This is a genomic window from Mycobacterium sp. 1423905.2 (assembly GCF_001673155.1).
Lineage (GTDB): Bacteria > Actinomycetota > Actinomycetes > Mycobacteriales > Mycobacteriaceae > Mycobacterium.
Map to the genome: position 1 here is coordinate 1 of NZ_LZLE01000222.1, position 12358 is coordinate 12358.

Annotated in this window: 9 protein-coding genes; 3 read left to right on the top strand and 6 right to left on the bottom strand. The window is 65.9% G+C overall.

Features of this window, described 5'->3' with window-relative positions:
- From A9W95_RS13555 to A9W95_RS13570, 4 genes are all read right to left on the bottom strand, one after another.
- Positions 1 to 1116 (bottom strand): PPE family protein (locus tag A9W95_RS13555; protein ID WP_067413313.1); only part of this gene is annotated, 1116 nt, incomplete at its 3' end.
- 11 nt (positions 1117 to 1127) lie between these two features.
- The gene (locus tag A9W95_RS13560) at positions 1128 to 1427 is read right to left on the bottom strand and encodes a PE family protein (RefSeq protein WP_067413315.1); all 300 of its coding nucleotides are present in this window, start codon (positions 1425 to 1427) and stop codon (positions 1128 to 1130) included.
- A gap of 68 nt (positions 1428 to 1495) precedes the next feature.
- Complete coding sequence (locus A9W95_RS13565; RefSeq protein ID WP_067413319.1) at positions 1496 to 2761, bottom strand: PPE family protein; 1266 nt, start codon at positions 2759 to 2761, stop codon at positions 1496 to 1498.
- Between the two features lie 383 nt (positions 2762 to 3144).
- A complete protein-coding gene (locus A9W95_RS13570) occupies positions 3145 to 3339 on the bottom strand; it encodes a ferredoxin (RefSeq protein WP_067413322.1) in 195 nt (64 codons plus the stop codon).
- Positions 3340 to 3526: 187 nt separating this feature from the next.
- Between A9W95_RS13570 and A9W95_RS13575 the strand changes: the two genes are divergently transcribed.
- The gene (locus A9W95_RS13575) at positions 3527 to 4702 is read left to right on the top strand and encodes a cytochrome P450 (RefSeq protein WP_067413325.1); all 1176 of its coding nucleotides are present in this window, start codon (positions 3527 to 3529) and stop codon (positions 4700 to 4702) included.
- Between the two features lie 29 nt (positions 4703 to 4731).
- Here the strand turns inward: A9W95_RS13575 and eccCa are convergent, their stop codons facing one another.
- Both eccCa and eccB read right to left on the bottom strand, forming a co-directional pair.
- Positions 4732 to 8904, bottom strand: coding sequence for a type VII secretion protein EccCa (gene eccCa, locus A9W95_RS13580; protein ID WP_067413328.1), 4173 nt, complete (start codon positions 8902 to 8904; stop codon positions 4732 to 4734).
- The gene (gene eccB / locus A9W95_RS13585; protein WP_067413331.1) at positions 8901 to 10421 is read right to left on the bottom strand and encodes a type VII secretion protein EccB; all 1521 of its coding nucleotides are present in this window, start codon (positions 10419 to 10421) and stop codon (positions 8901 to 8903) included. Before eccB ends, eccCa begins: the two co-directional genes overlap by 4 nt.
- 371 nt (positions 10422 to 10792) lie before the next feature.
- On the opposite strand from eccB, the gene A9W95_RS13590 reads away from it, so the two are divergent.
- Together A9W95_RS13590 and A9W95_RS13595 are read left to right on the top strand one after the other, a co-directional pair.
- A complete protein-coding gene (locus A9W95_RS13590; RefSeq protein ID WP_067413373.1) occupies positions 10793 to 11677 on the top strand; it encodes an LLM class F420-dependent oxidoreductase in 885 nt (294 codons plus the stop codon).
- Entirely contained in the window at positions 11674 to 12135 is a 462-nt protein-coding gene (locus A9W95_RS13595) for a nuclear transport factor 2 family protein (RefSeq protein ID WP_067413334.1), read from the top strand. The genes A9W95_RS13590 and A9W95_RS13595 overlap by 4 nt, the downstream gene beginning before the upstream one ends.
- The last annotated feature ends 223 nt before the right edge of the window (positions 12136 to 12358 follow it).

Here is a 12358-nt window from a genome sequence, read left to right on the forward strand (position 1 = left end):
CACGTTTCCCGCTCCGGACTCACCGGTGGTGATGGGCTCACTGATCAGCTGGACCGATGGGCGTACGGCCGCCGGTGCTGTCGACGCACCGGGCCACGAGGCCGGCACCGCGAGGTGACCGACGTGGGCGCCGCTGCCCAGCCCGGCTGCCACCTGACCACCGGCGGCACCGATCGCGCCGCTGATCGGCGGCTTGGGGATGGCCGCGGCGGCCGCCGGCGCCGCGCCACCCAGGATGCCCGCCGACTTGGCCACCTGCACACCGGAGTTCGCCATACCAACGCTGAAGTACGGCAGACCTTCGGTGTTGTAGAAGAAGCTGGCGTAGTTGTTGTATCCGGTCAGGAAGGTCCCGAGGTTGGATGGCAACACGGTCTGCCCGCTGATCAGGAACCACACCTCGGTGAGCAGCGGGTTGCTGGTGGTCAGTTGCTGCGCCAACGCATTGGTGCCAGCGGGCGAGGCCAGCTGGCCAAGCTGCCCGGTGATCTGGTTGAAGAAACTCTGCAACGAGTCCTGAATCGAAGCAGCCGGTGCCGCTTGGGCCGCGGTGACAGCGGCGGCCTGCGTGGACGTCCCCGCCGGATTCGCAATGGACGGAGCCGCCTTGAAGGGTGTGAATTGGCTGGCCGCCGCCGACGCTCCGGCGTAGTTGTACATGGTCGACGCGTTCTGCGCCCACATCTCCAGGTACTGAGACTCCAGTTGGGCGATGACACCGTTGTTCAGACCGAGGATGTTGGTCTGAACCGCTTGGGCCAGCGCAGCGCGGTTCGCGGCAATCACAGGCGGCGGGACCACCGAGGCGAATGCCGTCTCAAACGCGGCTGCCGCGGCCTGGGACTGCGCTCCGGCTTGTTCGGCCTGGCCGGCCGTCGTGGTCATCCAGGTCACATACGGCTGGACGGCCTCCACCATGGTGGCCGACGCCGGCCCCAGCCATTCTTCGCCGGCCAGTTGGGCGAGCACCTGCTCGTAACCCTGGGCTGCCGACGTGAGCTCCGCGGCCAGCGCGTTCCACGACGAAGCCGCGGCCACGAACGATGCGGCTCCGGGACCGGAGTACATCATCGCCGAGGTGACCTCGGGCGGTAGCGTGCCAAGATCGAGTGCCATGTGTTGACTCCTTAGCCGGCCGCGGCCGCGTTGGCCGCTTCGGTCGCTGCGTACGACCCGGAGCTGACGCCCAAGGTGTTGACGAACATGTCGTGGATGGCCTGGGCCTGTGCGCTGACCGCCTGGTACATGTGCGCGTGGGCGACGAACTGTGCCGCCGTCAGGGCCGACACCTCATCGGCGGCGGCAGGAACGACGCCCGTCGTGGGCGCGGCAGCCGCGGCATTCTGGGAACCCATCGCCGAGCCGATCCCCTGCAAGGTGCCGGCCGCCGCCGCCAGGGCCTCTGGTTGCGTGGTCACGTAAGACATTCGATCTCCTCCTCGATAACGTTCCGGCTCAATGAATTTGGTGATTATTGCGGTCGAACGACATCTGGTTATCCTGCTGACGGTGGGCGGGTCAGGACGCTGTAGCGGACTCCGTATCGGACGCCCATGTTCCCTGCGCGTTGGGCGCTGCGCGATCCAACCGGGAAGCCTCGCATGGCGCCGTTTATTCCGCCTTGACCGGCCTCGGGTCCCATCGGTGCACCGTTCGCGCCGAGGTGTGCGCTGACGAGCTTGGTGGTGGAGCCCTCCACCGCACCCGGAACAGCGCCTGGCGCGTTGCCCCAACTCGCCGGGACCGACAGACCGCCGACCTTGGTTGACGAAGCAACGCTTGCCAGGCCGGCCCCGCTGTGAAAGTTCCACCCACCCGCGCCTAGGGCGGCGAACTGTGGTGTCGGGTACCAGGCACCACTGGCGCCGGCCGTGGTACCCAGGCCCTGGAATGTTTGCTGCCAGATCGAGGCGCCGAAGCTGCCCAAACCGACGCCGAAGTAGGCCTGCAGGGTCTGCTTGATCACCGCGGTGTAGTTGGCGCCGGTCAGGCCCGTGTAGTTGTTGGCCGGCGTAGGCAACCCGTACATCAGGAAGTCCTGGATCGTGTTCCAGATGAAGTTGGGTTGCGCGGCTTCGGCCGGCGCCGCCGCCAGCTGCTGAGCCGCGGCTTGCGGTGCTGCGGCGTTGGACAGCAACTGCGGAATCGTCGCCGCCGTGTTTTGCGCAGAATTGCCGGCGGGCGTGGCGGTCGCCTGGGCGACCGCAGCGGACTGGTTGCCAACGGCGTCCGGGCTGGTCGTGTTCGGTGGTGCGGAGAACCGACTCAACTCCGTGGCCAGCGCCGACGAGGCCGCGTAACCGTACATGGCGACGGCGTCTTGGGCCCACATTTCCAGGTACTGCGCTTCGGTCGCGGCGATCGCCGGCGTGTTCTGCCCGAAGAAATTCGTGGCGATCAACGTCATCAACAACACCCGGTTGGCCGCGATCACCGGCGGGGGAACCGTCAGCGCGAACGCGGTTTCATAGGCGGCCGCGGCTGCGCGCGCCTGACTTGCGGCATCCTCGGCCTGCGCCGAAACCGCGCTGAGCCAGCCCACATAGGGCGCGACCGCGGCCATCATCGACCGCGAAGCCGGTCCCAGCCACGGTGCGCTGGTCAACTCATCGATGACCGACGCGTATCCGCTTGCGGCCAAACCCAATTCAGCTGCCACCCCATCCCAGGCGGAGGCAGCGGCCATTATCGACCCCGACCCCGGACCGGAATACATCCGGCCCGAATTGATTTCCGGCGGCAGCGCCCCGAAGTCGAACAACTCCCCTCCTCAACGACCACGAACGGCGGCCTAAAGCTGTCGTTATCGCGCAGTTCAGCCACGCTGCTGCTGCGAATACCTTCAGTTCTGTGGCCCGAGCGCATCCTCGGACCAGCCCGATGCACTCCGGGCGTCCATCGTTGAGCCAATGCTGGGATCATTCGTGGCTAGTGCTTTCTGCCTCGATATCCCGTCAGTCCCCTAGCGTCTGGCAGCGATCATGTCTGTTATCAGACCGTTGCTCATACGAAACTCTAAGGGCCGAACTGGGCCGAAGCTGCCGACGACGCCAACTATTCATTCCGCGCAAACGTTTGTTAAACCGCCGTTAAGTCAGATGTCGGCATCCATCCGTGCCACCTGGGAAAACGATCTGAGTTGGATCAGTCCTCTTCGAGGATCAGCGCCATCTCCGGGCAGGAAGCGACACCGTCTCGGGCCAGCTGTTCGTCTTCCCGGCGCACGTGGTGCTCGCGCAGTATCGAGTAGCCGGAGTCGTCGATCGGGAAGAAGTCCGGGTCCACCGCGTAGCACTGGGCGTGCCCCACACACTTCGACTGCTCAAGACGAATCTTCATCGGGGCGTCCTTCCTTCACCGCTGCAGCCAGACTAACCGGCGCCTGGCCACGGCACCGTCCATGAACCAGACCGCATACCGAATTGGTGAGGGTTCGCCGGCCGTGCCATATTGAGCTGGGGCAGCGCGGCTTTGGCCCCACCGGTGTCCGCGTGGTCGGACCATAGGGAGAGATTCTTTTCAGAGTATGAGCATTTCTGGTGAAAGCCAGGCCGGCGCGTTTTACCTTCCACGGCTTGAGTACTCGTCGCTTCCGTTGGCCGAAGACCGGGGCGTCGGATGGAAGACGCTGCGCGACGCGGGGCCGGTGGTGTTCATGAACGGTTACTACTATCTGACCCGTCGTGAGGATGTCCTCGCAGCCCTGCGCAACCCCCAGATTTTTTCCTCTAGGGTGTTGCAACCGCCGGGCAACCCGCTGCCGGTAGTGCCACTGTCCTTCGATCCGCCGGAGCACACGCGGTACCGCAAGATCTTGCAGCCCTACTTCAGCCCCCTGGCGCTGAACAAGTCACGGCCGGTGCTCGAACGCCACGCCGCCGAGATGATCGGTGCCCTCACCAGCCGCGGCGAATGCGAGGCCATGGCTGATTTTGCGCGTCTGTACCCGTTTCAGGTGTTCCTGGACCTCTACGGATTGCCAGTGGCAGACCGTGATCGGGTGATCGCTTGGAAAGACGCCAGCATCGGTGACACACCGTTTCCGTCTGCGGCGGAGATGGAGCGGGCGCAGCTCGAGCTGTTCGAATACCTCGTCGACGCCGTCCGGCAACGCAGGCAAAGCCCGGGCTCGGACATGCTGTCCCAGATCATGACCGGTCCCGGTGATTTCAGCGATATCGAATTGCTCGGCATGAGCCACCTGTTGATCTTGGCGGGCCTTGACACGGTGACCGCAGCGATCGGTTTCTCGCTGTTCGAACTGGCGCGCAGACCGCAACTGCGCGCCGAACTGCGCGAAAACCCTAAGCAGACCAGGGTTTTCATCGAAGAGATCGTTCGACTGGAGCCGTCGGCGCCGGTCGCGCCCCGGATTACCACCGACTTCGTCAACGTCGGCGGCATGACGCTTCCCCCCGGCTCGCAGGTGCGGCTGTGCATGGCCGCGATCAACCGCGACGGTAGCGACGAGATGTCCACCGACGACCTGGTCATGGACGGAAAACTGCACCGGCACTGGGGATTCGGCGGCGGGCCGCACCGCTGCCTGGGGTCTCACCTGGCGCGCATTGAGCTGACCGTCATCGTGGCGGAGTGGCTCACGCAGATCCCCGACTTCGAACTGCACGAAGGGTATGCCCCCGAGATCTCGTTTCCATCGAAGACGTTCGCCCTCAAGGCTTTACCGCTGCGTTGGGGCTGAGCCAAGCCGCTCAGCCCCAACGCACGGTTCTACTTGCGCACCTCGGTGGCGGCCACCTGAACGAACACGCCGGTGTCCTCTGCCATCAGCAGGCCTCGACCGCGAGGCAGCGGCCCACCCTTCATCTTGCCGCGGATGAAGCCCTCGTCCGGGTCGGCGTCCATGACCAGCAGCGGCGCATTAGCTTGGTGCAAGGCCCGCAGCATCGGGTCACTGCCCGCTGACGACCAGCCACCGAACGACCTTGTGACGATGACGTGCAAGCCCACGTCGGCCGCCCGGTTGACGAACGGAACCGCCTTGTGCAACGGCGAGTCGAAGCCCGGCGGCAGCTGCTGGATATCGTCGACGATCAAGAAGATCTCCGGGCCGCTCCACCACGAACGTGACAGCAGCTCTTCGGCGGACAATCCGGGCGGCGGTTCCCGGCCGGCCAGGGCCGCCGCAAGCTCACCCATCATCGCCACAACGCCATCCAAGTTGTAGGCGAACCGCTCCACGTAGTCCGAACCCAGGGTGGTCAGCAGCTGACGCCGCGGGTCGACCAGCCACACCTGCGCCGACGGTCGGCCGGGCGGCGGCGTGGGCGCGCTGGTGGCACCCGGCGCGTACAGCCGGCCGATCTCGGACATGATGGTGGCCAGCGTCGTGGTTCGGCCGCATTCGCGTCGACCGGTCACCATCAGGTGCGAGTTCTCGGCGAAGTTGAGGTAGACCGGCTGCAGGTCCAGCTCCGAGATCGCCCAGGCGATACCGCCCGCGCCAACGCCTTGGCGGGTGTCGCGCGCGGCCAATTCGCGGACCTGCTCGACACCGAACTTGGCCGGCAGCCGGCGCACCGGCGCGGCCTGCCCGCTGGTGAGTCGGCTCACGGCGGCCGCCACGCTGTTGGACTCGAAGACGTTGGTGGCCGTATTGGCCAGCGCCGGACGGGCCACCAGCGTGTGCAGACCGGCTTGCGGGTCGCTGTCGAGGCGGACGTAGTTGACCGCGACCATGCCGCGGCCCGGCTTGACCGGAACGTCCTTGGCGAAGCGGGAACGCACCAGCTTGGCGTCTTCCACCGCGGCCAGGCGCAGCTCAACCCGGGAGCCGAAACCGCTTCGCACCGGCGGCCGCAACTCCGACTCACGGTCGGCGGTGACGACCACGTGGACGCCGAAGGAGGGGCCCTGGTTGATGATCAGGTTGACCTGGTCGATCAGGACCTCGTTCTCTTCGGCCAGCGCGCGGTAGTTGTCGATGACCAGGTAGACATCCCCGAAGCCGTCGTTGGGCACCGGGCCCGCTTCCCCACCGAACTTGCGGCGCCGGAACATCTCCATCGAGGCGATGCCGTATTCGAGGAAGGTGCGCTTGCGCTCGCGCACCAGCGCCAGCAGCTCGGCAACGGTGCGACGGACGCCGTACGGGTCGGTCGGACCGGCCACCTCACCCACGTGCGGGAGCTGAGCCACGGTGGTCAGCGCGGTGCTGCTGTAAGCCAGGCAGTAGAACTGCACCTGCTCGGGAGTGTGCGTCAACGCCGCCGAGCAGATCAGCGTCTGCAGTGCGGTGGTCTTACCCGAACCACCGGCGCCCAGGATCAGCACGTTGGAGCCGGGTCCGGAGGTGTCGACCGTCCACGGCGGCTGGTCGTGCTTGAACGGGCGGTCGATGATCCCGATCGGGAAGGTCAGGTTGCGGGCGGTGCCGTAGTCCTTGTGCCAGGGGCGGCCGAGGAATCGGTTGACCAGCTCGTCGATCGCCACGGGCTGGGTCAGCGGCGGTTGCCACAACCGGTAGGGCTCGAAGTCGATTTTGCGCAGCTGATCGATGATCACCGTGCCCACCTTGGGGGTGCGGATACCCTCTTCGTCCTCCTCCTCGGCGCCGTCACCATTGAGCAACCCACCGTTGGAGCCGTTGGTCTGGCCGATCTCGGGCGCAGTGTCGGGCCCCTTCACGCTGACTTCCAGAGGCGTGAACGAGTTGGTGAACAGCTGGGGGCGAACGTAGTCGATGCTGTGCACCAACACCGGGGCTTCCTCGCCGTCCACGCTGGTGAGGCGGAAGTAGTCCCGCCACAAGAACTCCGCCTGGAACCGGATGATGTCCTCGAGACTCTTGCGGAAGTAACCCAGACCGGCCTGAGCCGGCAGGTTCACCGCGTTCGGCACACCGGCCGCCTGCGCGGCCCCGGCGGTACGTGCTTTCAGCACCAACCGGTAACCCATGTTCTCCATCAGCTTTTCGGCGCGGCTCTCGATGGTCTGCGACGCCATCATCAGGTGGATCCAGTAGGCACGACCCTGCCGGCCGATCGAGTCGAGGACGTCGACGGCGGTCGGCATGATCCGGAACCATTCGTAGAACTCGTCGATGACGACGACGAGCATCGGCAGCGGATCCATGTCCTGGCCGCGGGCCCGCATTCTGGCCCGCACCGCGTTGTACTCCTTGGCGTCGTCCACACCCGCGCTGTCACAGATGGCCTTGCGGCGCGCGATCTCGCCCCACAGCGCGTCCAGGAAGCGCTCCATCAGAGCCTGGTCTTCTTCCAGGTCGGTGATGATGCGGGAGACGTGCGGCACTCCGGCGAACGGCTTGACGGCCGATCCACCCTTGAGGTCCGCCAGGACGAACTGCAGCTCTTCGGGCGGGTGGCCGAGCATCAGCGATTCGATCACGGTTCGCACCAGCGTCGACTTACCGGAACCGGTGGTACCCGACATGACACCGTGCGGACCGTCGCCGCCTTCGTCCAGGGATTTCATGTCCAAGAACAGCAACTCGCCGTTGTCGGACCGGTTACCGAAGGGAGCGCGCAACCGCGACCGGCCCATTGTGTCGGTGCGGCTGCCCCACAGCGAGTCGAAGTCGATGCTCGCCGGGTCGTCGATGCCGTAGTAGGACAGGATGTCTCGGGCACCGATGTGGGCGACCCGCTGACCGATCTCTTCGTATGCTTCGGCCAGTCGCCACTGCGCCACCTTCTGCGCGAACTCTTCTGCCTCGGCGCTGCTGAAGTGGTCGGTGAGGGCGAAGAACCACGCCTTGTCATCGATCACCATCCAGGTGTCGCGGTCGCGGGGCAGCGCTTCGATGACGCCCTTGTCGTCGAACTGCAACTTGCGCTCGGGAACACCGGTCCACATCGACGAGCCGGTCAAGTCGAAGAACGTGACGCCGTCGACGCCTTCGGCGCTGATCACGTACTCCCATTGCGGGTCGTCGACGTCGGCGATGATGACGTGGTGAGGCGTCGGGGTCTGTGCGGACGAACTGGCGTGCCGCGGAGTGAATGACCCGCGGCCGGCGAACAATTCGGCTTGTTCGGCGGCGAACTCGCGCACCGAGCTGTAGACCATCCGGGCGTTGCCCGCCGCGTCGTGGCGCCGTGCGTCACCGAAGTGCGGCAGCCACTTCACCCACTCCCACTCCTCGAGGTCCGAACTGACCACGATCATCTGGACGTGGTCCGGCCCGTGCGAGAAGGCCAGCTGGCAGATGACCGAGCGCATCAAGCCCAGCACCTGCTCGCGCGACCCGACCAGCGCGTACCACGGCTCGACGAGCAGCGAGATCATCTTGGGCAGGTTGTAGACCACGCTCTGGTAGCGACCGAACTCCTGGAGCGCTTTACCGGTGACCGGCTCGAGCTCGATGTCGGTCGGCATGTTCTGCGGCTCGCCCCAGGTCACCTCGGGACGGGTCATTCCGACGCCGACGCGAACGACACCAAAGTTGAGGTCCTTGCCGTCCGGCTTGCGCTCCCACATCCGCGGCGATCCGACGGCGGCCGCCAGCGTGTTCGGGGCCGGGTGGAACCACCGGTAATTGGCGTCCATGCTGTCCGCCGACTCCTGGGCGGTCTCGCGCAGCATGTCGAGCATCAGCATGAACTGGGCGCGCATCGCGTCCAGCTTCGGCCGGCTCATCTGCTGCTGACCGCCGAATCGGCCGCCGAACATCATCATCGCCATGCCGCCGACCATGAAGATCGGGAAAATCGCGCCGGCGCCGGAGAATACTCGGGATCCGCTGGCGAAGGTCATGGCGACCATGCCGCCCAGCAAGCCGACCACCACGACGCCGACCACGACGATCCACCAGGGCTTCCCCTCTGGTGGCGGGATGCTCAGCGGCGTCGGGAGGACGATGTTCTCCGGCTTGATGACCGGAGGCTTTTCCGGTGTCGGCCGGGCAAATCCGCGTTTCACTTAGGTACCACCAATTCTGCCGGGGTCATGTCCATGGGTAGGGTGTCGTGCTCCACCAGCGCATCCGCGCGGGACAGCGTGGGCCCCTGCGGCAGCAACCGCAGCGCCACCCACGGCGCCGTGCTCGGCGTCAAGGTCAAGCCCAGTGCCTCGCGCGCTTCCTTTGTGTCGTCCACACCGAATCGGGCGCCGGCATTAGTGAGCCACCACAACGATTCGGTTGTCTGGGCGCCAGGGTTATTACCGGTCACCGCAACAAAATTCGCGTAGTTGCGACCGAAATAGACTTGGTCGGCTTCCCGGCCGGTCGTGTCCGACTTCACCAGGCTGACAATCCGCTTGGTTTCATTGCTCGGGATCGGGATGGTCGGCCCGGAGATGACCTGGACCCGGGCCCGGTTCTCTCCGTTGGTCCGTTCCCACCACCAGCAGGTCGACGGGTTCTCCCGGATGTCGAGCACATTCAACGGCTCGTTCGGGTAGGCCGACAGGTCCAGGCGGTTGACGACGGGCATTTTGGCCAATTGCGAGGGTTCCACGGTCACCGGTCGGGTGTTACCCGGACGGCCGGCGTTCTGCAGAATCTGCGCCACCAGCGGCGGCAGCGTTTGCACTCCGTCGGCCAAGACGAGTGAATACTGTTGCGGCCCACTGATTTGCGGCGTGACGAGGATCGTGCCGACCGGACCGGGAGCGTTGGGGAAGGTCGCGGGCGCGCCGGCGTTCGGCACGTCGGGCACGAGCAGTTCGGGTCCCACCGGCAAGGCGTCGTAGAGGGCACGACTCATCGGTCGGGCCTGACTGACCTGCTCGGGCGTCAGTCCCAGCGGCAGCAACACCGACCGGTCGGTTGCGTCGATCTTCGAGCGGCGGCCCTCCCGGATCACCCAGGCGCTTCCGCCGTAGTTCAGCACCACGGCGTCGGAGCCCTTGAGGATGCGCCGGTGGCCAGACATATCGGGAGTGCCGTCGATGACGGTCACCGTCACGCCGGACGGTGCGCTGACGCTCGACGACGTGGCGACCGTGTCGCACACCAGCCAGGATGACGCCGGCGGGTTCTTCGGCGCGAATTCGGTCGGCGCGCCCGGGATACCGACCAGCGGCCCGTGCGGCAGGCCGGCGATCTGGCTGGACCGCACCAGGTGCGGGTTGTCGGGCCGGCCGGTGATCAGCCGTGCTGAGGCCAGGTTGAGCGCGGGGTACAACCGGTCGCCCACGCGGACATACAACGCGCCGGAGTCACGGTCGGCGATGATCGGTGATTCGTTGATTTGACCGGACGGGCTGATGAACGACCACAACAGCGCCCCCAGGCAGATCACGACCGCCGCGGAGATCGACGCCACCACGGCCAGCGTCTGCCGCCGGCCTGGCTCGATCTCCATCCGGACGCGCCAGCGGGTCAACGCCATCGCGGTTCTGCGGGCCAGGAACTGGTAACCGGTTACCTGGGTCCGCGTCGACAACCCAAGGCCGTACCCCGACCCTCGCTGTCCGCGGCTCTCTTCAGCCACGTTGATTCACCTTCCGGTCTGCTGAATGCCTGGTTATGGGCTGGATGACTGGCCCAGCTGTTGGATAAGCGTTCCCTACGCCGATAACCGTAGGGCAACTGCCGTGACCTCGCCATGTGGCGGCCAAACCGCCGAATCCCCCAAGTTTTCGTCTTGCCTTCACTGGGAATGGTAGCGGCGATCGGCTCAGTCGGCCTGTTGAAGCCGATTTTCCATTTCTTCCCCTTTACCTGCGCAGGAAAGGCGGCTGCGAACACCTATTAATAAGGTGGCCCGCCGCGCCTTCACCGCACGCTGTCGCGCCGGGTTCCGCACCCGCAGTCAACGACCTGTTAGCTTCGATGGCCATGCAGGCCGCCGACAGGGTACCGCTGAAAGTCGGGGTTGTCGCCCCGGTGGCTGCCGGGGTCACCGCCGACCCCGACTGGATGACTGCCTTCGCTCAGCACCTGGAAGCCTGCGGCTTCGAATCCATCGTCGTCGTCGAGCACACCGTGCTCGCCACCCGCTACCAGAGCGTCTACCCCTACGACAGTTCCGGCCGAGTCGGCTTGGCGGCTGACTGCCCGATTCCGGACCCACTGGACCTGCTCGGGTTCTTGGCCGCTCGTACCACCCGGCTCGGGTTGGCTACCGGCGTCCTGGTGTTGCCCAACCACCACCCCGTTGTCCTGGCGAAGCGAGCTGCGACGCTCGACGTGCTCTCCGGTGGCCGGCTCCGGCTGAGCGTGGGGGTCGGCTGGCTCCGGGAAGAGCTCGAGGCGTGTGGCGTCGAATTCGACAGCCGAGGCAGACGCGCCGACGAACAGCTGACCGTCTTGCGCAGCCTCTGGGCCCACGAGCCCGACGGCGCGTCACACCATGGCGAGTTCTTCGGCTTCGACGACGCCATGTGCTACCCCAAGCCCGTCGGACACCTTCCTATTCATATCGGTGGGCATTCCACGGCCGCGGCGCGCCGAGCCGGGCGCTTCGGCGACGGTTTCCAGCCGCTGGGTGTGACCGGAAGCCGCCTGGCCGGTCTCATCACGACCATGCATGAGGCGGCGTCGGCAGCCGGTCGCGATCCGGCGTTGCTGGAGGTCTCACTCGGCCACTCGGTGACGAAGATCGACGCCGAACGCGCCGGCCGTCTGATCGACCAAGGCGCTCACCGGCTGATACTGGCGATGCCGGCCACCGCCGATATCGAGCACGCCAAAGATCTGCTGTCGGACTGCGCGCAACGGCTGGCCCTTACGCCGGTGCCGTCGTGACCGGTTCGAGAGCAGATCGAGCAGCGCTGAGCGATCTGGTGCATCGATATGCAGCGCATGTCGACGACCGCCAATTCGCGCAAGTCACAACGCTTTTCACCGAATCGGCCGAGCTCTTGGTGCCCGACCCCCCGGCCACTCTGGAGCCGGTCCACTCCCATCGCGGCCGCGACGCCATCGGTGCGGCGGTGGCGGCTGTCGCCCAGACCGAGCGCACCGAGCACGCCGTGGTGGGCGAGGTGTACCACCCTGGCGCCCAACCGGGCACGGCGTCGGGCCGCATCAGCTGCGTCGCCCACCATTGGAACCGACGGCCTGACACCGGCGAGGCGGTGGACGTGGTTTGGCACCTGCGCTACGACGACGAGTACGCCTTGACCGGTGCCGGCTGGCTAATCAGTCGCCGGGTGTTGACGATCAACGCCATCGAGACTCGACCCGTGCGACGGCTCAGGTAAATCCGGGCGGTTCTGCGCTGGTTGCGACGGTCGACGCCGTTCGCTCGCTCGTCTGCCAGTCGAAACAAAAAATTCCTATGAGCATTATTCGTCTCGAAAGACGATTGCCGTTGCGCAAGCATTCGGGTGTATTTTGAGGCTTGTGAAGGACGCAGGCAAACACGGCAACAGCCCTACCGGAACCCTGACCGAGGTCGACGAGGAGGCCCGGCTCGAGCGCCAG

Coding starts and splice junctions, on each gene's coding strand:
- A9W95_RS13560 (WP_067413315.1), bottom strand. CDS start 1,427: ATGTCTTACGTGACCACGCAACCAGAGGCCCTGGCGGCGGCGGCCGGC.
- A9W95_RS13570 (WP_067413322.1), bottom strand. CDS start 3,339: ATGAAGATTCGTCTTGAGCAGTCGAAGTGTGTGGGGCACGCCCAGTGC.
- A9W95_RS13575 (WP_067413325.1), top strand. CDS start 3,527: ATGAGCATTTCTGGTGAAAGCCAGGCCGGCGCGTTTTACCTTCCACGG.